The organism is Flavobacterium sp. (genome assembly GCF_029945805.1).
Classification (GTDB): Bacteria; Bacteroidota; Bacteroidia; order Flavobacteriales; family Flavobacteriaceae; genus Flavobacterium.
The window spans coordinates 1-23176 of sequence record NZ_JAQSDH010000028.1 but is presented as its reverse complement, the minus strand read 5'-3'; the positions used below and the strand labels follow the sequence as shown (position 1 = coordinate 23176).

At 36.5% G+C, this 23176-nt stretch carries 16 protein-coding genes and 1 pseudogene; 8 read left to right on the top strand and 9 right to left on the bottom strand.

The annotated features are described in order from the left end of the window. Positions 1–13: 13 nt before the first annotated feature. From PSU83_RS06970 to PSU83_RS06950, 5 genes are all read left to right on the top strand, one after another. Positions 14–574: an AraC family transcriptional regulator gene (locus PSU83_RS06970; RefSeq protein ID WP_300588283.1), complete on the top strand. Its 561-nt coding sequence runs from the start codon at positions 14–16 to the stop codon at positions 572–574. Between the two features lie 77 nt (positions 575–651). Next, positions 652–3180, top strand: coding sequence for a heavy metal translocating P-type ATPase (locus tag PSU83_RS06965; RefSeq protein WP_300588281.1), 2529 nt, complete (start codon positions 652–654; stop codon positions 3178–3180). A gap of 4 nt (positions 3181–3184) precedes the next feature. Continuing rightward, complete coding sequence (locus tag PSU83_RS06960) at positions 3185–5404, top strand: multicopper oxidase domain-containing protein (protein ID WP_300588279.1); 2220 nt, start codon at positions 3185–3187, stop codon at positions 5402–5404. Between the two features lie 396 nt (positions 5405–5800). Beyond that, complete coding sequence (locus PSU83_RS06955) at positions 5801–6973, top strand: T9SS type A sorting domain-containing protein (RefSeq protein ID WP_300588277.1); 1173 nt, start codon at positions 5801–5803, stop codon at positions 6971–6973. Between the two features lie 470 nt (positions 6974–7443). Next, positions 7444–8796: a DEAD/DEAH box helicase gene (locus PSU83_RS06950; protein WP_300588275.1), complete on the top strand. Its 1353-nt coding sequence runs from the start codon at positions 7444–7446 to the stop codon at positions 8794–8796. Positions 8797–8875: 79 nt separating this feature from the next. On the opposite strand, the gene coaD is transcribed toward PSU83_RS06950, so the two are convergent. The 4 genes from coaD to PSU83_RS06930 are packed head-to-tail and all read right to left on the bottom strand — an operon-like array spanning position 8876 to position 10911. After that, the gene (gene coaD / locus PSU83_RS06945; RefSeq protein ID WP_300588273.1) at positions 8876–9337 is read right to left on the bottom strand and encodes a pantetheine-phosphate adenylyltransferase; all 462 of its coding nucleotides are present in this window, start codon (positions 9335–9337) and stop codon (positions 8876–8878) included. A 2-nt stretch (positions 9338–9339) separates the two neighbouring features. Continuing rightward, positions 9340–9681, bottom strand: coding sequence for a DUF5615 family PIN-like protein (locus PSU83_RS06940; RefSeq protein WP_300588271.1), 342 nt, complete (start codon positions 9679–9681; stop codon positions 9340–9342). Then, on the bottom strand, positions 9678–9902 hold the full coding sequence (locus tag PSU83_RS06935) for a DUF433 domain-containing protein (protein WP_300588269.1): 225 nt from the start codon (positions 9900–9902) through the stop codon (positions 9678–9680). The genes PSU83_RS06940 and PSU83_RS06935 overlap by 4 nt, the downstream gene beginning before the upstream one ends. 31 nt (positions 9903–9933) lie before the next feature. Beyond that, positions 9934–10911 carry a D-alanine--D-alanine ligase gene (locus tag PSU83_RS06930; RefSeq protein WP_300588267.1) on the bottom strand — a complete coding sequence of 326 codons (978 nt, stop codon included), beginning with the start codon at positions 10909–10911 and terminating at the stop codon, positions 9934–9936. Between the two features lie 244 nt (positions 10912–11155). On the opposite strand from PSU83_RS06930, the gene PSU83_RS06925 reads away from it, so the two are divergent. Then, positions 11156–11773: a PASTA domain-containing protein gene (locus PSU83_RS06925; RefSeq protein WP_300588265.1), complete on the top strand. Its 618-nt coding sequence runs from the start codon at positions 11156–11158 to the stop codon at positions 11771–11773. Then, on the top strand, positions 11763–12809 hold the full coding sequence (locus PSU83_RS06920; protein ID WP_300588262.1) for an RluA family pseudouridine synthase: 1047 nt from the start codon (positions 11763–11765) through the stop codon (positions 12807–12809). The genes PSU83_RS06925 and PSU83_RS06920 overlap by 11 nt, the downstream gene beginning before the upstream one ends. 44 nt (positions 12810–12853) lie before the next feature. On the opposite strand, the gene PSU83_RS06915 is transcribed toward PSU83_RS06920, so the two are convergent. The 5 genes from PSU83_RS06915 to folE all read right to left on the bottom strand — a co-directional run bounded on the left by PSU83_RS06915 (position 12854) and on the right by folE (position 16832). Next, complete coding sequence (locus tag PSU83_RS06915; protein WP_300588260.1) at positions 12854–13282, bottom strand: hypothetical protein; 429 nt, start codon at positions 13280–13282, stop codon at positions 12854–12856. Positions 13283–13347: 65 nt separating this feature from the next. Then, entirely contained in the window at positions 13348–14271 is a 924-nt protein-coding gene (gene lgt, locus PSU83_RS06910) for a prolipoprotein diacylglyceryl transferase (RefSeq protein WP_300588258.1), read from the bottom strand. 78 nt (positions 14272–14349) lie between these two features. Further along, on the bottom strand, positions 14350–14592 hold the full coding sequence (gene yidD / locus PSU83_RS06905) for a membrane protein insertion efficiency factor YidD (protein ID WP_300588255.1): 243 nt from the start codon (positions 14590–14592) through the stop codon (positions 14350–14352). 11 nt (positions 14593–14603) lie between these two features. Continuing rightward, positions 14604–16082 (bottom strand): cysteine--tRNA ligase, encoded by a 1479-nt coding sequence (cysS, locus tag PSU83_RS06900; protein WP_300588253.1) that lies wholly within the window; start codon positions 16080–16082, stop codon positions 14604–14606. Between the two features lie 78 nt (positions 16083–16160). Continuing rightward, positions 16161–16832: a GTP cyclohydrolase I FolE gene (folE, locus tag PSU83_RS06895; protein ID WP_300588250.1), complete on the bottom strand. Its 672-nt coding sequence runs from the start codon at positions 16830–16832 to the stop codon at positions 16161–16163. Between the two features lie 157 nt (positions 16833–16989). Here folE and PSU83_RS06890 point away from each other — a divergent pair. After that, positions 16990–23176 (top strand): annotated as a pseudogene (locus tag PSU83_RS06890) (hypothetical protein); the annotation flags it as partial.

Here is a 23176-nt window from a genome sequence, read left to right as displayed (position 1 = left end):
TACTCAAAAACAGATGAAACTATTTGTAAAAAATATGGTATGCAACCGATGTATTTTGGTTGTGAAATCCGAATTAGAACAACTCGGATTTGAATTGCTAGATGTGAAACTAGGGGAAGTTCAGTTCTCAAAACCCTTGGATGATGTAGAAAAAAAATTGATTTCAAATCATCTAGAAAAATTTGGGTTTGAATTATTAGGCGACAAAAACAGCCAATTAATTGAAAAGATTAAAGCTATTTTAATTGATTTGACTCAAAATACTGAAAAGACCATCGATTGTAAGTTATCGGATCATTTAGTGCGTAATTTGAATAAGGATTATAGTAAATTAAGCAATTTGTTTTCAGAAATAGAGGGTATTAGTATTGAAAAATATTTCATAAATCTTCGAATAGAAAAAGTAAAAGAACTTATTTTTTATGATGAGTTATCGCTTTCAGAAATTGCTATTGTATTAAATTTCAGTAATGTGGCGCATTTGAGTAATCAATTTAAAAAAGTTACTGGATTTTCTCCCTCGTACTTTAAAACCATGAAAAATAACAAAAGAATTCAGTTGGATAAATTATAAGCTTTGCAATTCATAACCATAATTGTGTAAGTAATTAGCGTTTGATTTGCTGAAATTTGTATTCAAAACTTGAAATTATGAACCATATCTATACAATTACAGGAATGACTTGCTCTGGTTGCGAAGCTAAAGTCAAAGCTGATTTATCCAAAGTTGAACATGTTACACAAGTTGATGTTTCAAAAGAGGATAAACAAGCAAATGTTACTGTGTCTGCACCTATTGAATTGAAAACATTTCAAAATGCTTTGGGTGGAAAAGATAGCAAGTATCAAATTTCAGTACCAAATTCTGATTCCAATAAAGAAATAAAAGCAGCAAGTTGTTGTTCATCAGATAAAAAAGAAACAAAATCTCATCAACATAATCATCAACAAGAAGCAGGAAAATATTATTGTCCAATGCATTGTGAAGGGGACAAAGTTTATGATAAAGCGGGAGATTGTCCGGTGTGCGGAATGGATTTGGTAAAACAACCTTCTTCTGTAATGCATTCATCACAATATACTTGTCCGATGCATCCCGAAATAATTCGAGACGAACCCGGTAGTTGTCCTATTTGCGCAATGGATTTAGTTCCCATGCAACCCACAGCATCCGAAGATGCTCAAGTCTATTTAGATTTGTGGAAAAAAATGAAAATAGCCTTAGTATTCACAATTCCTGTATTTATAATTGCAATGTCAGAAATGATTCCAAATAATCCCATGTTTCAGCTAATGGAATTAAAACTATGGAATTGGGTTCAGTTTGCTTTAACGCTGCCTGTAGTTTTTTATGCTTGTTGGATGTTTTTTACAAGAGCATGGAAATCAATCATTACGTGGAATTTGAATATGTTCACCCTGATCGGAATCGGAACAGGAGTTGCTTTTCTGTTCAGTATTTTCGGGATGCTATTCCCAAACATCTTTCCGTCTGAATTTAAAACAATGAGCGGAACTGTTCATTTGTATTTTGAAGCTACGGTGGTAGTTTTGACCTTAGTTTTACTAGGTCAATTATTAGAAGCAAAAGCACACAGCAGAACAAGTGGTGCCATTAAAGAATTGTTGATATTAGCACCAACAGAAGCTACATTAGTCATAGATGGAGAAGAAAATATAATCTCCATTCACGATATTAAAAAAGGCGATATTGTTAGAGTAAAACCGGGAGAAAAAATTCCTGTCGATGGAAAAATAACGGAAGGAAATAGCACTATTGATGAATCAATGATAACTGGAGAACCCATTCCAGTTGATAAAAAGAGGGACGATGCTGTTAGTTCAGGAACTATAAATGGTACAAAATCATTTTTGATGGTTGCCGAAAAAGTTGGTTCTGAAACCTTATTATCTCAAATTGTACAAATGGTGAGTGATGCCAGTCGTTCACGTGCACCCATTCAGAATTTAGTTGATAAAGTAGCCAAATACTTTGTTCCAATTGTTGTTTTGGTTTCGCTTAGTACCTTTATATTTTGGTGGCAATTTGGACCAGATCCAAAATTGGTTTATGCTCTTGTCAATGCCATTGCCGTATTAATAATCGCTTGTCCGTGTGCCTTAGGTTTGGCAACGCCAATGTCAGTTATGGTTGGTATTGGAAAAGGTGCGCAAAATGGTGTATTAATAAAAAATGCTGAAGCCATTGAAAAAATGAATAAAATTGATGTTTTAATTACCGATAAAACAGGAACAATTACCGAAGGAAAACCATCTGTAGAAAAAATTGTGGTCAAAGAAGGAATAGAAATTGATATTTTAAGCAAAATAGCTTCTATTAATCAAAATAGTGAGCATCCTTTAGCAACCGCAATGGTAAATTTCGCAAAATCTAAAAATGCAACACTGCAAAAAGTAGAAAACTTTGAATCCGTAACCGGAAAAGGAGTTGTTGGATTTATAAACGAGGATAAAATCAGTCTCGGAAATCAAAAACTAATGGAACAAGAATCCGTTTCCGAATTCAAAGCTATTGAACAGGAAGTAATCGCCGAACAAAAACTCGGAAAAACTGTTTCATTCATTGCTATCAATAAAAAAGTAGTAGGCTATATTACAATTACCGATGCAATCAAACCATCAAGTGTAGAAGCTATAAAAGAATTAAAACGACAAGGCGTTGAAGTAATTATGCTTACAGGTGATAATGAAAACACCGCTAAAGCAGTAGCTTCTGAATTAGGTCTCAGCGATTTTAAAGCAAGTTGTTTGCCTCAAGATAAATTAGAATACATTAAAAATTTACAAGCAAAAGGAAAAGTCGTAGCAATGGCCGGTGACGGAATAAATGATGCTCCAGCACTAGCACAATCTGATATTGGTATCGCCATGGGAACTGGAACCGACGTAGCTATCGAAAGTGCCAAGATAACATTGGTAAAAGGCGATTTACTCGGAATTGTAAAAGCAAAAAACTTAAGTCATGGTGTAATGAAAAACATCAATCAAAATCTATTCTTCGCATTTGTTTATAACACTTTAGGCATTCCAGTTGCAGCGGGTATTTTATTTCCGTTTTTCGGAATTTTATTATCGCCCATGATTGCCGCTTTGGCTATGAGTTTTAGTTCCGTATCGGTTATTGTAAACGCATTGCGATTGCGAACTTTAAAAATTTAAACAGATGAAAAAAATTAATATAGTAGTTTTATTGTTTTTTTTAACGTCAATTTCATTTGGACAAAAAGTAGTGCATTATGATCTCTACGTAAAAGATACATTAGTAAATTTTTCGGGAAAAGAAAAAAGAGCTATTGCGGTAAACGGACAAATTCCGATGCCCACATTAACTTTTACAGAAGGCGATATAGCAGAAATCGTAGTTCACAACCAATTAAAAGAAAGTACTTCATTACATTGGCACGGATTAATGTTACCAAATCAATATGATGGCGTTCCCTATCTGACACAAATGCCCATTGCAACTGGTGCGACTTTTACGTATCGATTTCCAATTATTCAAAGTGGTACGCATTGGTATCATTCGCATTCGGGTTTGCAAGAACAAATAGGAATGTACGGATCGTTAATCTTAAATAAAAAATCCGACGATAAAACCTTCCGGAAAGGGATTGACGATTTGCCTCAAGTTCCAGTTATTTTAAGTGAATGGACCGATCTGAATCCTAAAAATGTACACCGATTGCTGCACAATGCTTCCGATTGGTTTGCCATTAAAAAAGGAACAACCCAAAGTTATGCTGAAGCAATTCGTGCAGGACATTTCAAAACCAAACTAACTAACGAATGGAAACGAATGTTGGCTATGGATGTGAGCGATGTATATTATGAAAAATTCTTAATAAACGGAAAAAATGAAAGTCAATTATCCCAATTTAAAGCGGGCGATAAAGTACGTTTACGAATTTCCAACGGTGGCGCATCTTCCTATTTTTGGTTAAAGTATGCTGGTGGAAAAATGACGGTTGTTGCTAATGATGGTAACGATGTTGAACCCATTGAAGTAGATCGATTGATTATTGGCGTTTCAGAGACCTACGACGTTGTGGTTACTATTCCTGCTGAAAATACTTCTTACGAATTATTAGCAACTCCAGAAGATAGAACCAAATCAACTTCCATTTATATCGGTCAAGGAATCAAACAATTGATTAGCCCGATGCCAAAATTGAAGTATTTTGAAGGCATGAAGATGATGAACGACATGATGAACATGAATGGAACCATGAACGATATGGGAATGGATATGTCTCTGCAAAAAATGGACATGAATACGGTCATGTATCCCGAAATATTTGGAGCCGCTGAAAACAAAGCAATGAACAGCGATGCTGAAATGGATCATTCCAAACACGCAGTGTCTTCCGAAATAGTAACTTTAAACTATGGAATGTTGAAATCTCCAACAATTACAACGCTTCCCAAAGATGCTCCAGTTAGAGAGCTAAAATTTGAATTAACGGGAAACATGAACCGTTATGTTTGGAGTATGGACAACAAAGTCTTATCTGAAGTTGATAAAATTTTAATCAAAAAAGGTGAAACGGTTCGCATTACGTTATACAATAATTCGATGATGCGTCATCCGATGCACTTGCACGGACATGATTTTAGAGTTTTAAATGGTCAAGGAGAATACGCACCGTTAAAAAATGTACTAGACATTATGCCCATGGAAACGGATGTAATCGAATTTGCTGCCAATGCAGATGGTGATTGGTTTTTTCATTGTCATATTTTATATCATATGATGGCCGGAATGAACCGGGTTTTTAGTTACGAAAATTCACAACCTAATCCGTATTTACCCAGCAAAGCCGAAGCCTATAAAAAACTACAAGACGAAAGTAATGAATCTCATTTTATGGCTCAAAATGATTTTGCTACCAATGGAAATGACGGGATGGCAATGGTACAGAATGCGCGTTGGAGTTTTGGTACAGAATGGCGTTTGGGATATAACGACATGCATGGTTACGAAACCGAAACCCATATTGGACGCTATATTGGAAAAAATCAATGGTTTATGCCATTTGTAGGTTTTGATTGGCGCTATAGAAAAATGGGAATAGATGAACAAGAAACCAACTTATTTAACCAATCAAACACTAAAGACAATCGTAGTTTATTTAGTTTAGGTTTCGATTATACCTTGCCAATGTTAGTAATTTTTCAAACAGAAGTCTATCATAATGGCGATGTGCGCTTGCAGTTAATGCGCGACGATATTCCAATTTCCAAAAGAGTACGAGCTGGCTTTATGGTCAATACGGATAAAGAATACATGGTAGATTTACGATACATCATAAACAAAAATATGGGCATAAGAACGCACTACGATAGCGATATGGGATTTGGAGTAGGATTAAATGTAAATTATTAATGAAAATTTGAAATGGTAGAGTAACTAATTATTGGTTTGATATTTATTTTAGAAAACAGCGAATTTTTGATAAGAATTCGCTGTTTTTTTTTGAAAGAAACAGTAGTTCAAAATAAAATCCTTAGTTATAAACTAAGTACCAATTTTACATTTATATCAGATTAATTTTCAAAATTTATTTTTTAAAATACTAATAAACAACTATTTACAATAAATTAATTTACTTTTCCGCTAGAAAAAACTCAATCTTTATTTATTCAATTACAATTTATTTAACTAAATTTGAATGAGTAAACGGATTTATTTCAAGAACCCAGGTTGGCGTAAATTCAAAGTTGACCATTTCATGCTTTGTATCTTTCTGCATGCTAGTACTAATAAACGCAACCTATAAAAATGAAAAAATCAGTACTCTTTTTTTTAATTATTACTTTTTGTTCTGCAACAACTTGGGCACAATCTTTTGTAGTGGGACACAAACAGCAAACTTTTGTTGATGCCTCGCGATCTAACAGAAATATCACTGCAGAAATTTATTATCCTGCAAATACCGCAGGAGATAACGTTTCTATAGCTTCGGGCCAATTTCCTGTGTTGATTTTTGGACACGGTTTTGTAATGACTTGGAGTGCTTACGCACCCGAGTGGAACGCGATTGTCCCGAATGGTTATATTATGGTTTTCCCCACCACCGAAACGGGTTTTTTACCCTCACATACTAATTTTGGAAAAGACATGGCGTATTTAGTGGGCGCCATGAAAACAGAAGGAACCACTGCTTCTTCCACTTTTTTTGGGGCAGTTGCTGCAACATCTGCTGTTATGGGACACTCTATGGGTGGTGGCTCAGCTTTTCTGGCGGTTCAATACGATTCTAGCATCACCGCACTTGCGACGCTAGCGGCCGCCAATACAAATCCATCTTCTATAACTGCAGCAGCTGGAATTTCTATTCCATCAATCGTTATTTCAGGTGCTAATGATTGTGTAGCACCACCGAATCAACATCAAATCCCTATGTATACTGCGCTAGCTTCTGCTTGTAAAACATTCGTAAGTATTACGGGAGGAAGCCACTGCCAGTTCGCCAATTCAAATATAAATTGCAGTATTGGCGAAGCGACTTGTTCACCACAGCCTGCCATAAGTTCCTCAGCCCAGCAAAACACAACAATAACTGTGTTAGTGCCTTGGCTAAATCATTATCTGAAAAATGACACTGCGGCTGGAGTGCAGTTTCAGAATGTGATAACAGCAGCTAATGGAATTACATCTCAGCAAAATTGTTCGCTTCTAACTACAACAATAGCAAACGAGGTAACTCAATCTACCATTACTATTTTCCCTAATCCTTTTTCATCTGCTACTACGTTGCAAACCAATGTTACTCTTGTAAGCGCCACACTAACGGTTTATTCTATTTATGGAGAAACAGTCGTGCGACGAAATGCCATTAATGGACAATCCGTTGTTTTATCTCGTGAAAATTTAGCAAGTGGCGTATACTTTGTCAGAATTACAGAAGGAAATAAAATTATTGCAACAAGTAAACTAGTAATCGCAAACTAAAATTCAATCACTTCAAATTTAAATTTGTAAATAGTACAATTAATCTGTTGGTGGTAGTTATCTATACTGAAAATTATTTGCAGTAGGTCACACTGAGCTTGTCGAAGAGCTTTTAAAAAACAATTCTACGAGCTCAGACTGATATTTTTGGGCCTTAGTTTTTGATTTTGGTAATTAAATTGGGTAACTTTATCTTTTACCGCAATAAAGCAATAAAAAGGTGTGCTTAATTTGCTAATTGATAAAAAATTATGACGAAAGCATTTGTTGATAAAGTGATTGATTTTAATCGAAAGTTACACTCAAATCTTCCGTAGTATAACATAAATCAACTAAATTATTTTTCAAAAGAGGAGAATTAATTATTGCATATCCTCTTTTTATAGGGATTACTACTAACAGATGCTGCCACTAAATACTGCGACTAATACTCTAACTGAACACTGAATACTTTTCTCTACCTTTGCAAAATGTATAAAAATCCACATTCCAATAATTTACTACTGAATTTAGGCATTGAAAGTCTAAACGAAATGCAAGAGACGGCTTCTGAAGCCATTTTGAATGATCCTAATGTTCTATTGCTTTCGCCAACAGGCTCGGGAAAAACACTTGCTTTTTTACTTCCGATTTACGAAATGCTGAACGAAGATATCAATACTAGAGTACAATGTCTGATATTGGTTCCATCACGCGAATTGGGGTTGCAGATTGAGCAAGTTTGGAAAAAAATGGGAACCGATTACAAAGTAAATGTGTGCTATGGCGGACATTCTATTGAAACGGAAATTAAGAATTTATCGAATCCACCAGCGGTTTTAATTGGAACACCGGGTAGAATCATGGATCATATTGACCGCGGAACTTTCAAAACGGATTATATTGAGACGTTGGTTTTAGACGAATTTGATAAATCATTGCAGCTTGGTTTTCACGAACAAATGTCTTTTATCATTTCAAGATTAACGAAATTGAACAAACGTATTTTGGTTTCGGCAACTTCCGATATTGAAATTCCGCGATATACCAAAGTGGTTAATCCAACGGTTTTGGATTTTATTCCAAACAAAGAAGAGAATACGAATTTGGATGTTCAACTCGTTGTTTCTAAGGATAAAGACAAGATTAATACACTTTTTAATTTGATTTGTTCTTTGAAGTCGGAGTCGGCGATTGTGTTTTGTAATCATCGTGATGCTGCCGAACGGATTAGCGATACCTTAAATGAAAAAGGAATTTATGCCACGTATTATCACGGCGGAATGGATCAAGACGAAAGAGAACGCGCTTTGATTCAGTTCAGAAATGGCAGTGTGAGTTATTTGGTTACCACTGATTTGGCAGCGCGTGGTTTAGATATTCCCGAAATGAAACACGTAATTCATTATCATTTACCTTCAAAAGAAGATGAATTCACACACAGAAACGGACGAACCGCGAGAATGTTAGCTTCTGGAACGGCTTATATTATCGCTCACGAAAGTGAAAAGAAAATGGAGTATATTGATTACGGAATGAAAGTACTCAATGTCGAAAAATCTACAACGTTACCAAAACCACCAGAATTCCAAACGATTTACATTAGTGGCGGAAAGAAAAATAAATTGAACAAAATAGATATTGTTGGTTTCTTTTCCCAAAAAGGTAACTTAGAAAAAGGCGATTTAGGCTTAATTGAAGTGAAAGATTTCATTTCGTTTGCCGCCGTAAAGTCCAAAAAAGTAAAAGACTTACTGATTGCTATTCGCGAAGAAAAAATGAAAGGCAAGAAGTTTAAAATTGAAGTCGCTCGCAAAGTAATCAAGAAAGAGAAGGAAGAATAGTTTTTGAACCATTAAGATATTAAGAAAATTAAGCAAAACACTTCCTTAATGAAACTTAATATCTTAATGGTTTAATTGATTATTTTTTCACCACAACAGAATCCGGTACTAAAACCGTATAATCCCCATGATTTCTAATTACATCACGAACAATACTTGATGAGATATAAGATGTTTTAGAAGCGGTCAAAAGGAAAACGGTTTCAATTTTGGACAACCTTCTGTTCGTATGTGCTATGGCTTTTTCAAATTCAAAATCGGCAGGATTGCGCAAACCACGAAGAATAAACTGTGCGTCTAGTTTTCGACATAAATCAATCGTTAAGCCTTCATACGTAATCACAGAAACTTTTGGTTCGTCTTTGAAGGCTTCTTCAATAAACTTTTTTCGGTCTTCTAGTGAGAACATATATTTCTTTTCGGAATTAATTCCGATAGCCACAACAATTTCATCAAAAAGCGAGATGCCTCTTTTGATAATATCAAAATGTCCATTGGTAATGGGGTCAAACGAACCTGGGAAAACGGCTTTTCTTTTCATAATCAGTTTATTTCGAGACAACTTATTTCTGAATACAAAGGATTTTCAATAAAATCTTTTATTATATCTTTTTTAAGTTTTAAAATTTCAAATATATTTTCGGTTGTTGTATTTCCGGTTCTCAACCAAATAATTTTTGGAGGATGACCTTTCAGATTAGAAATTTCAAAAAAATCACTATCAAATGTAACTATTGTATAGTCATGATCTTTCGCAAACTTCCATATTTCATTGTCTGAATAATTTTCTAATCCAAGTTCCTTAATCTGTTTTGAATCAGGAAATTCACTTTGAATTTTTTTAACAATTCTAAATGAGATATTTTGATCAAACAATAAACTCACGACGCAACTCTAATTTTGTGTTCTTTTTCGGCTGCATAAGCTAAACATGATTTAATAGCATCAGGTGATAATTCAGGAAAATCAAAAACTATTTCTTCAATTGTTTTACCATTAGCTAACCAATTTAAAACATCATAAACAGTAATTCGAGTACCTTTAATTGTAGGTTTTCCAAATCTAATTTCAGTATTTAGTACTATATGTTCTCGATAATTAATCATAAGTTCTAGTTTTTTATCTTATTAAGATAGTTTATTTTTTAGCTAAAGCCAATTCAATTGAATTTGAAAACAAATCTTCCAATGAAATTCCGGCTGCTTTGGCTTGTTGCGGAATCAAACTTTCGGTCGTTAATCCGGGAATTGTATTCATTTCGAGCATAAACGGTTCTCCATCCACAATTATAAATTCACTTCTTGAAAAGCCTGTCATCTTCAAAATCGTATAGGCTTTTTTGGCCATAATTCTAATTTTTTCTGCTACGTCTTCTGAAATTCTGGCTGGTGTTATTTCTTGAGATTTTCCATGATATTTAGCTTCGTAATCAAAGAAGTCATTTTCAGATACGATTTCCGTAATCGGTAAAACGGTAATTTCTGCTTTATAATTAATTACTCCAACAGAAACTTCAGTTCCATCCAAAAAGCTTTCAATTATAAGTTCATTATCTTCTTTATAAGCATTCGCAATCGCAAACAAAAGTTCGTCTTTCGTTTTTACTTTACTGATTCCAAAGCTGGATCCTGATCTATTTGGTTTTACAAAACATGGTAATCCCACTTTATCCAAAATCTTATCTTGATCAATTTCGTCTCCAAGATTCAAATAATAAGAAGTTGCTGATTTGATTCCGTATGGCTTTAAAACAGACAATAAATCACGTTTGTTAAACGTTAATGCCGCTTGATAATAGTCGCATGAGTTTTGTGGAATATTCAACAATTCAAAATAAGCTTGCATCAAGCCGTCTTCGCCTGGAGTTCCGTGAATCGCATTGAATATACAATCGAATGTGATTTTTTCATTGTTAACAGTAACCGAAAAGTCATTTTTATCAATCGGAAGTTCGACATCATTTTCATCAACATACACCCATTTTTCCTTAAAAATATGAATGCGGTATCGGTTGTATTTTGTTTTATCTAAATATTGATACGCTACGTTTCCGCTGGTTAACGATATTTTGTATTCGCTGGAATAACCGCCCATGATGATGGCAATGTTTTTCATTTGTATTTAGCTATTAGGTTAAACAAAATTATCATTTTTTTGTTTAGATTGTTAGACTTCTTAGATTTTTAGACTTCTTAGATTATAGTATTTCCAAGGATCTGAAAACAAAGCCTATCTAAAAGGTAAAAGTACAAGTCTAACAATCTAATAGCGAAGCGTTTCTAAAAGCGTGAAGGGCATTTCTAAAAATCTAAGAGCGAAGCCTATCTTTTTTATATCTTTGTGCAAATTAAATTTCTCTATGAGTTTACGTGCCTATCTAACCAGTCGGGTTTTCTTTCTACAGATTCTTGCCGCGTTGGCAATTATTGCAGTCGTCGCTTATTTGTTCTTTCATTGGATAACGTTCACAACACACCACGGACAACAAATTACGGTTCCCAATTTGAGTAAACTTTCTGCGGAACAAGCTGAAGAAAAACTTCATGCCATCGATTTAGATTATATTATACTGGATACCGTAGATTTTAGACCTGAATTTCCGAAGTTGACTATTGTAGAACAAGAACCAAAAGCGGGGGCAAAGGTGAAAGAAGGAAGAAAGATTTATTTGAAAATTAATGCTTCAAAATTCACAATGGTGTCAGTTCCCGATTTGATTGAGAAAACTTATCGTCAGGCGGTTCCAACATTACAAGCGGTTGGTTTAGTGGAAGGAACTATTACCTATAAACCTTATTTAGGGAAAGATATGGTTCTTGAAATGCGAATGGACGGAAAGAAATTAAAAGCGGGTGATAAAGTCCTGAAGTCTTCCAAAATTGACTTAGTTCTAGGTGACGGAAAAGTTACTTATGAAGAAACTATTGATTCTACTGAGGTAGATTCTACACAAATGCCACCTATAAATGGACAATAATATTGATAATTCTCCGGAATTAGAAGAAGAAGAATTATTTGAACACCACCGACATGTTGCTGATAAAGGACAATCGTTGTTGCGTGTTGATAAATTTTTAATGCAACTCATGGCGAATGCTACGCGAAATAAAATTCAGAAAGCTGCCGAAGAAGGAAATATATGGGTGAATGATGTTCCTGTAAAATCGAACTATCGTGTCAAACCTATGGATGTGGTGCGCGTAATGTTGTTGCATCCGCCGTTTGAAAATCATATTTATCCCGAAGACATTCCGCTAGATATCGTTTTTGAAGACGAAGCCTTGTTGCTTATTAACAAACCGCCCGGATTAGTAGTGCATCCCGGACACGGAAATTATACGGGTACTTTGGTTAATGCTTTGGCATTTCATTTTGAAAATCTTCCGATGAATTCGAGTGAACGACCTGGATTGGTGCACCGAATTGATAAAAACACTTCCGGACTTTTGGTGGTTGCTAAAACAGAGCAAGCGATGACGCATTTGGCCAAGCAATTTGAAGATAAAACTTCCGAACGCGAATATATTGCGCTAGTTTGGGGAAATGTAAAAGCGGATGAAGGTACGATTGAAGGAAACATTGCTCGACACGTAAAAGACCGAATGCAAATGGCTGTTTTTCCTGAAGGCGAAATCGGAAAACACGCAGTGACTCATTACAAAGTTTTGGAGCGTTTTGGCTATGTTACTTTGGTTTCCTGCAAATTGGAGACGGGAAGAACGCACCAAATTCGTGTGCACATGAAATACATTGGACATACTTTATTCAATGACGAACGTTACGGTGGTGATTTGATTCTGAAAGGGACGACTTTTACCAAATACAAACAGTTTATAGACAATTGCTTTAAAGTATTACCAAGACAAGCGTTACATGCTAAAACATTAGGATTTACACATCCTATAACGAAACAATTTATGCAGTTCAATACCGAACTGCCACAAGATATGCAGGAGTGTATTGAGAAATGGAGGAATTATTCCAAATCAAATGCGTCTGAAGAAGATGAATAAAAAAAAAGTCCCAATTTAATTGGGACTTTTAATTTGAGCTATAATTATTTTGTGCAGTTTGGACCGTCAACGGTAAACTCATAATCTTTATCACTTACTTTTTTTATACTCGGATTGCTTTTGTGATCGGGTTTGTACGAAGCTCCAGTTCCTAAGTCAACAGCTAGACCAACTAATCCCCAACTCACAATACTTAAAATAAAATTCCCAGTTCGGAACGCTTTATTAAATGTTTGAGTTTTTGTTTCGCAACCTGGTTCTTTTAGTTCAACGGTCAATTCTTTATTTCTAGGAAAAAGACTTGTTGCAGTTCCGTTACCTAGTTTTTTTCCATTGACAAAGATTTCGGCATTGGGATGATCTTTAGCGATAATTGTTCCATTGTACTTGCTTCCACCAAACATTACACCACAGCTGTTAAATAAAACAGTCATTGAAAGCAATAAGGCTACCATTGTAATTCTTTTTTTCATAATAGTTATTAAGGTTGATTTATTCTGCTAAAATACTATTATATTTTAATTTACAAAGAAAACGATTACAATTTTTCAACAGGTTTTTCGGCAACGAACAAATAGTAGATTCCAAGTAATATAAACGGTATACTGAGCCATTGTCCAGTAGAAAGTAGTCCGAATGTTTTTTCAATTCCACCTTGACTGTCTTTTACATATTCTACTACGAAGCGCACCGACCAAAGTAAAATTAGGAAGTAGCCGAAAAGTAATCCGTGTTTTTCAGCGGTTTTTGTTTTCCAATACAAGAAGAAAAGAATTAAAAATACAAAAACATACAAACCTGCTTCATATAATTGTGCCGGATGACGAAATGGAATTTGATTCAAAACCTCTAAATATTTAGGATCATGTTGAATTAGATTATAACCTGCATCAGGATTGGCAGTTTGTGTAATTTGTTTAAGGCTATGGGTTTGCCAAAATGCTTCTTCTCTGACAAATTTCACCGCGTAAAAATGATCTCCTGAAGTGATATGTCCGTAAATTTCTGAGTTGAAAAAGTTTCCAATTCGAACAAATATAGCACCACAAGCGACCGGAATTACCACACGGTCTAAAACCCAAAGAATAGGTCTTTTAATGACTTTAGTACTGTAAAAATACATGGTGATTATGATGGCAACTGCTGCACCGTGACTCGCTAGTCCTTGAAATCCTGTAAAGCTAAATTCAGGACTGAATCGGAAAGGCAACAAAACTTCTTCTAAATGGTTTCTGTAGTATTCCCAATCGTAAAAGAAAACGTGTCCTAATCTGGCGCCAAGCAAAGTTGCTACTACGGTCCAAATAAATAGCGTGTCTAATTTTTCTAGTGGTTCATTTTCTTTTTCAAAAATGTGTTTCATAATATACCATCCAAGTCCAAAAGCAATGACAAACATTAAGCTGTAAAAACGGATAGTAAAAAAACCAAGATGTATTCCTTCGGATGGATTCCAGATCATATTAGAGAGTATGTTTAGGTCAATTTATTGGTAAAAATAGTAATTAGTTCTAAAAACTCTAAAAAAATTAAGTAAAGTTTAGTGTTTGCACTTTTTGTCAGGCACAGGATCGTATCCCGTTTTTCCCCAAGGATGGCATCTCAAAATTCGGTGTACACCCAAATAAAATCCTTTAAAAGGGCCGTGAATTTTTAAAGCCTGAATAAAATAGGTAGAACATGTTGGGTCAAATCGACAAGCAGAAGGCAACACCGGAGAAATCACTAGTTTATAAAAATAAATAAGTGCTAAAAACGGCGCTATGACAATCTTCTTTAACATGCTATAAAGTCTTAAATACTGAATGTAGTTCCTTCTTTACCGTCTTTTAACTGAATTCCGAGATCCAGCAATTGATCGCGAATTTGGTCAGACATCGCAAAGTTTTTATTCGCTCTAGCTTCATTTCGCATTCCGATAAGCATTTCAACTACACCTTCTAATTTTCCTACACTATCTGCTGAAGCTTTCTCATCTTTAATTCCGATCACATCAAAAGTGAATGTGGTTAAGGCTTCAGAAAGAATTTTTAAATCGGAAGCCGTTACCGTTTCTTTTCCATCATTAATCAAATTGACAAACTTAATTCCTTCAAATAAATTCGCAATTAATATAGGTGTATTGAAATCATCATCCATAGCATCATAACAATTCTTCTTCCATGTTGCAAAGTCAAGAGTAGAAGTAGCGCTCGATTGTAACGTTTTTAGAATTTCTAAACCCTCCATTAATCGATTGAAACCTTTTTCTGCCGCTACAATTCCGTCATTCGTAAAATCAAGAATGCTTCTGTAATGGGCTTGCATCATGAAGAAACGCGCCACATTTGGAGAAAAAGATTTGCTTAAAAACGGACTTCCACCATTGTATATTTCATCCGGAAGAATATTATTCCCGGTAGATTTCGACATTTTTTTGCCGTTCAGCGTAAGCATATTGGCGTGCATCCAATAATTTACAGGGCTGTGACCCGTGCAGGCTTCATTTTGTGCAATTTCACATTCATGATGCGGGAATTTCAAATCCATTCCGCCGCCGTGAATATCGAAAGTTTCTCCAAGATATTTGGTGCTCATCGCCGTGCATTCAAGATGCCAACCGGGAAAACCAATTCCCCAAGGCGAAGGCCAACGCATAATATGTTCAGGTTCGGCTTTTTTCCAAAGGGCAAAATCTTGAGCGTTTTTTTTATCGCTTTGGCCGTCAGTATCGCGTGTGTTAGAAAGCATGTCGTCAATATTTCGACCACTTAATTTTCCGTAATGATTGTTTATATTAAACTTTACTACGTCAAAATACACGGAGCCATTTTTTTCGTAACCAAATCCTTTTTCAATAATCTGTCTTACAATTTCAATTTGCTCAATAATATGACCCGTTGCAGTAGGTTCAATGCTGGGCGGAAGAAAGTTAAATTGCTTCAAAACATCATGAAAATCAACCGTATAGCGTTGTACAATTTCCATAGGTTCCAACTGTTCCAAACGCGCTTTTTTGGCAATTTTATCTTCGCCATCATCCACATCATCCACAATATGACCTACATCAGTAATGTTTCGCACATAACGCACTTTATATTCCAAATGTAATAAATACCTAAAAATCATATCAAAAGACATGAAAGTTCGAACATTTCCAAGATGCACATTACTATAAACGGTGGGTCCGCAAACATACATGCCAACATTTCCCGCGTGCACGGGCTTGAAAACTTCTTTTTCCCCCGAAAGAGAATTGTATATCTTTAATTGATGATTTTTATATTCTTGCATTTTTGTAGGAGCTATTTCCGGCTTTCCGCTATATCTTTTTCTCCAAAAAGAAAAAGGATGTCGCTGCAATCCGGGCTATTAAAATTTAGTGTCTAATTGGATGAAATTCAAAAATTCCCGACGTGTTTTATCTTCTTTAAATTGCCCACCATATTCAGAAGTTACCGTGCTGCTTTCAATATCGCGAATTCCCCTCGAATTAACGCAAAGGTGTTTGGCATCAATAACACACGCAACATCTTCGGTTCCTAAAACTTGTTGCAGTTCCTGAACAATCTGCATGGTTAAACGCTCTTGCACCTGAGGTCTTTTTGAAAAATACTCAACAATTCTATTCATTTTAGAAAGACCCACAACGGTTCCTTTTGAGATATACGCAATATGTGCGCGACCAATAATAGGAAGTAAGTGATGCTCGCAAGTAGAGTAGAGCGTAATATTTTTTTCGACCAACATTTCGCCATATTTATAGGTATTGGCAAATGTGGAAGCTCTAGGTTTTTTAGTTGGATTCAAACCACCAAAAATTTCTTTGACAAACATTTTGGCAACACGATTGGGTGTTCCTTTCAAGCTATCGTCAGTCAAATCCATTCCGAGTGTATTCAGAATATTTTCGACATCTTTTTTTATTAATTCTATCTTTTGTTCATCAGACAAATTAAACGCATCATTTCTTACAGGATTTTGAGCGCTAGTAGCGATATGATTTTCTCCTAATTCGTCATTAAATTGGTCACTATTTGTCATTAAAATTCTTTGTTAATTGGGGTTGTAAAATAAAAAAAACAAAGATAAATAATAAAATTCAAAATCAACTTCAAAGTGTTAATATTTGAAATATTGACGTTGCTAAGGTTTAATAATGTTAAATTTTTGTAAATTACGCTCCTAAAAATAAATTTCTATGAAAGGTAAAATTTTACTCCTCTTAAGTTTACTCTTTATTAATTTTGCAGATTCCCAAAATCTACTAACTAACAGCGGTTTTGAAAGCGGTGGCTCAGGCTTCGGTTTCGTAACTAATGGTGCTGGATATTCAGCTTTAGCAACCCCTTATTCTGGAACAACGATTCCAGGCAATTTTGCGGTTGTTACTAATTCTAACTTGTTAAATACTTCCGATTTTATTTTCGGAGGTGATCACACCACTGGGATTGGTAAAATGTTAGTCATTGATGGGAACACCAATGCAACAAGTCCAAGATTTTGGAAAGCCGGAAATACGGGTGCAGGAATTACCACTCTGACAATAGGAACAACATACAGATTCAGTTATTGGATAAAGTCGATCTCTAATTTAGGTTCGCCAGCGAACATTGCGCTACAAATTACAGGAGGCACACCTCCCGTGATAACGTTTGGATCTACCATAGCACCAGCTCCAGCATTGAGTTGGAGACAAGTTATTTACACTTTTGTTGCTACAGCTACTACCGCTCAAATTGAATTATGGAATACGAACACAAACGCAGTTGGAAATGATTTTGCAGTAGACGATTTTATTTTGACAAGTAGTTTGGTTGTTCATCCAGAGGTTACCGATGCAGTTTGTACAACCGCCGCCGATGGAAGTATTACCATTACTGGTTTTGGCGGAACGCCTCCTTATGTAAATTATGCTATAAATGGACCAGTAACTCAAAATAATGGAACCGGTATTTTTACTAATTTACCTCCTGGCACCTATAGCGTTTCAATTACGGATAGTACGCTACCCACAGCACTTACAGCTACTTTAAATAATATATTTGTTGGACCAAAAATAACAGTACCTGTTGCCAGTGCAATTTGTATAGGAAATACAGTTACTTTAAATGCCGCAGGAAGTCCTTCAGGATATACATGGACAGCAAGTCCTGCTGCTACAGCAGGTTTGGCTCCTGGCGATGTTAATCTGGCTAATCCAACAGTTTCGCCAACTGTAACAACGACTTATACTGTTTCATCAACCGTTGGTGCTTGTGCGCCGATTACAAATTCGGTAACTATAACGGTAAATCCATTACCGAATGTTACCAGTCCGAGTGATACTAAAATAATTTGCCCTGGAAATAGTGCAGTATTCATTATAACTGGAACACCAAATTCAACCATAACGCTAACCAATCCTTCTGTTACTCCTTTAACATCAACGGTTAATATTGGCCCAACAGGTACAGTCAATTTTGTTACACCGGTTTTAAACGCATCAGTAACCTATACCTTGATAAAAATTAAAGGATTTTTTACTTTATGTGAAAGAAACCTCTCGGGAATCACATTGACTATTACCGTGGTTCCAAATGGTTGTGCTACTGTTAAAACAGATCCAGCAACAGGAACACCACCTTTAGATTTGACTTTATGTACTACTGGAGAATGTAGAACCTTGCAAGCTAATTTTTCGAATGTGCCGGCAACAACCTCCTATGCAGCAAGTTCAATACCGTATTGCCCTTATCCCTTTATAGATCCAGATCCGACTACAGCTCCAGTCTATAATGTTGTTAATATTACAGGAGGTGACGATTTTTGGTCTGATGTGATTCCTTTGCCGTTTAATTTTTGTTTTTATGGGCAGAATTACAATCAATGTAATGCAGGGACTAATGGTTTAATAACTTTTGTACCCAAAGTCCCTGGTTCTTTTTGTCCTTGGCCTTCCACAAGTGTACCAGTTGCTGGACAGAATCAATCACAATCAATTTTTGGAGTATATCAAGATACCGATTTTTCGATTCCGCCATCAGCAGCTGATCGTCAGGTAAATTGGGTACTAGAAGGACAATACCCATGTAGAAAACTTATCGTTAACTTTTATAATATGGGGCAATGGGCTTCAGGTGCTGGTCCAGGACTTCAAACTTCCCAAATTGTTTTATATGAAGTTTCGAATATCATCGAAGTTTTTGTACAAAGACGAGTGCCAGGTGGGCCTTGGGCGGGTTCTGGTGCAATTGGTTTAATTGGAGCCAGTGGCGCTCAATCCATTGCAGCACCCGGTAGAGATACCGGAGCTTGGCAAGTACTTGCTAGTGAAGCATGGAGGTTTACACCTACAGGACCTAATGTACCAGTTACGATTGATTGGTTTGAAGGCCCTGTTGCTGCAGGAAACCAAATTGGTACGGGTCCAACACAGGTTGTCTGTCCTACTACAACGACTACTTATACGTTACAAGCAACCTATCAGGTTTGTGGAGTGCCACAAACCGCAATAGCACCAGTAACTTTAAATGTCAAAACAGACTTAACAGGAGCGCCTAATAACTTAACGGAATGTACAAACATTTTTGATTTAACTGTAAATACTCCAGTAATTTTAGGGGCTTTAAATCCATCTGAATATGATATTACATACCACACTACTGCTGGCGCCAATGGAGCTGCCGATGGAGGTAATCCCATTGCACTTCCAACTGCTCATTCCCCAGGAGGAATAGGAACGTACACCGTTTATGCGTCTATTTTCTTAAACAGTTTTAACTGTAGAGTAGTGAAAGCTTTTAATTTAATTGTTAATAATTGTTTGCTTGCACCAGAACCGGTTGCCGATGTTACTATATGTGATGACGTGTCTAATGATGGAGTAGCACAATTTAATTTTACCGCACAACTATTGGAAGGATTAGGAACAACGCTTAATCCAGCAAATTATACGATGACTTTGCACTCATCGCAACCGGATGCTACTGCTGGAACACCTTTTATTAATCCAGTGAATAACGTTACCGGAGCAGATGGGCAAACTTTTTACATCAGAATCACAGATAATTCTGATCCAACTATTTTTGGAACTGGATCTTTTACGGTGAATATAAATCCTCTACCTAATGCAACAATTGCTGGAACTACCACTATATGTTCAGGTAATAACACAACAATTACATTTACGGGAACGCCAAATGCAACAGTGAATTACACCGTTGATGGAGTTGCAGCGGTGGCCACTTTAAATAATTTAGGAACAGCAACAGTAACCACGCCAAATCTTACAAGTACCTCTGTTTATACGTTGGTAAATGTTGTAAATCCGGTAACAACTTGTACAAGACCTTTAACTGGTTCTGCAACAGTTACGGTTAGATTATTGCCAACTGCTACTATTTCAGGAACTACAGCCGTTTGTCAAGGTACACCAAGTCCAGTGCTAACTTTTACAGGTGCTGATGGAGTTTTACCTTATACCTTTACCTATACGAATCCATCAGGAGCTACTCAAACAATATCAACTACAGGGGCAAATACTACGGTTACGCTACCAGTTTCGACTGCAAATTTTGGAACATTTACTTATACTTTAGTAAGCGTTGCAGGCTCAGGTACACCAGTAGGAACGCCTATTTGTTCACAACTACAAGTAGGTACAGCTACAATTACTGTTAATCCGATGCCAACGGCAACCATTTCTGGAACCACAGCTGTTTGTCAAAATACTGCAAATCCATCGATAACATTTACAGGTACGAATGGTATTACACCCTATACTTTTACTTATACGGATCCCTTAGGGACAACCCAGACAATTTCAACGACAGGTGCAGCTACTACAGCTACTATTACAGTGTCAACTGCAAATTTCGGAACATTCACTTATACTTTAGTAAGTGTTGCTGGTTCTGGTATTCCCGCATGTTCGCAAACACAAACTGGTTCGGCAACGATTACGGTTAATCCAATGCCAACAGCAACTATTTCTGGGACTACTGCTGTTTGTCAAAATGTGGCAAGTCCATTAATAACATTTACTGGAGCTAACGGAACTACTCCTTATACATTTACGTACACAAATGCGTTAGGAGCTACACAAACAATTTCAACAACAGTTGGAAATAGTGTAACGCTTCCGGTTTCGACGGCGAATGCTGGAACATTCACTTATACTTTAGTAAGTGTTGCGGCCGCAGGCACACCAATTTGTTCGCAGGCACAGACAGGTTCAGCGACGGTTACGGTTAATCCATTGCCTACAGCAACTATTTCTGGCACTACGGCTGTTTGTCAAAATACGGCAAATCTGGTAATAACATTTACGGGTACCAATGGAAATACGCCTTATACGTTTACTTATACCAATCCATTAGGAGCAATACAGACAATTTCTACAATAGGGGTTAATACTACAATTACGGTTCCAGTTTCTACTGCGAATCAAGGTACATTTACATATACATTGATAAGTGTTGCAGGTGCTGGAACGCCAGTTTGTGCTCAACCGCAGATTGGGGCTGCAACAGTTACGGTTAGCCCATTGCCAACAGCAACAATTTCAGGAACTACTGGAGTTTGTCAGGGAACACCAAATCCACTAATCACATTTACAGGTACCAATGGAATTACTCCCTATACATTTACATACACAGATACTTTAGGAGCTACTCAGACAATATCGACTACTGGCGTTAACAATACGGTTACACTTCCGGTTTCAACTGCAAATGCAGGAACGTTTACGTATACTTTGGTAAGTGTTGCCGGAGCAGGACCAACGGTTTGCTCGCAAGCACAGGCAGGTGCTGCGACAGTTACTGTTAATCCGACACCAACTGGCTCAATTGCGGGTACGACCGCTGTTTGTCAAAATGATGCGAATCCGTTAATAACGTTTACGGGTAACAATGGAAACACACCTTATACTTTCACATATACTGATCCACTAGGAGCAACTCAAACAATTTCTACTACAGGTACAAATAGTGCTGTTACGCTTTCGGTTCCAACCGCAGTATTTGGAACATTTACTTATACTTTAGTTAGCGTTGCTGGTTCGGGAACTCCAATATGTTCCCAACCACAGACAGGTTCGGCAACTATAACCGTGGGTGTTGCACCCACAATTAGTACACCAACTAATTATGTAGTCTGTGATGATAGTTTGAATAATGACGGATTCTATGGCGCTTTCAATTTATCTACCAAGGATGCTGAAATTGCTACAGGGAATGTTGTAATTACGTATCATGAAACATTTGATGATGCTCAATTAGGAGCAACACCAATTCCGGCTGGGCTTTATACTAATATATTTCCATTCGATCAAGAAATATTTGTTAGAGTTTACACTGTAGGAGCACCGTTGTGTTATTCTACCACTTCATTCCATTTAATCGTCAACCCAATTCCACTTCCAAATCCAGTGATTACGGATTATCCGTTATGTGATTATACGAATTCTGGTGATGGTGTTGAAATCTTCAACTTAGGAACAAAAACAACTGAAATCGCTAATGGGCAATTAAACGTTACTGTAACTTATTACGATTCATTGGTAAATGCACAAGGTCAAATAAGTCCATTACCTAACTTATATTCAAGCGGTTCTAGACCAATTTGGATTAACATCCGAAATACTACTACTGGATGTAACACTACTGGAACATTTAACCTAGTGGTAAATCCGTTGCCACTTGCTGTAATTCCGCCACCAATTTTTCAATGTAGTAATGGCACAGTCCTTACGGCAGTGTTTAATTTAACAGTAAACGAAGGTACTAGCACTGGCGGACAAACAGGCCGTATTGTAACTTATTATAACACACTGCTTGCTGCTCAAAATGGTACTCCAGTTATAGCCGCACCTACAATCTATACCGGATTTGATACGGAATTAGTTTATGTTAGAATTCAGAATTCTAGTACTGGCTGCTTTTCTGTAACTACACAATTGTTGAGAGTAACTCAGGGGCCATTAGCTGTAACTCCACAACCTTTGGAAATCTGTGATCCTAACCGAGATGGCTTTGGTTCATTTGACTTAGCAAGTGCCCTATTGGAAATTCAGGGTGGAACCATTGATCCAAATGTAACGGTTACGTTCCATGAGACTCAGGTTGATGCGACTTTAGGCGCTAATCCAAAATCGAGTCCTTATACTAATATCGACCCTTATTTACAGCCTATCTATGTTCGCGTGTTTTATACTACCACAGGATGTGCTAATTATGTAACGCTGAATTTGATTGTTCACGATAACCCATTAGCAACAGTTCCATCAGATTACCAATTATGTGATAGCACTGGCGCTGTAGGTACGGAAACCTTTAATTTAACAACAAAGATTCCGGAGATATTGGGAGGATTGAGTCCAACACAATACACCGTTACTTTTTATA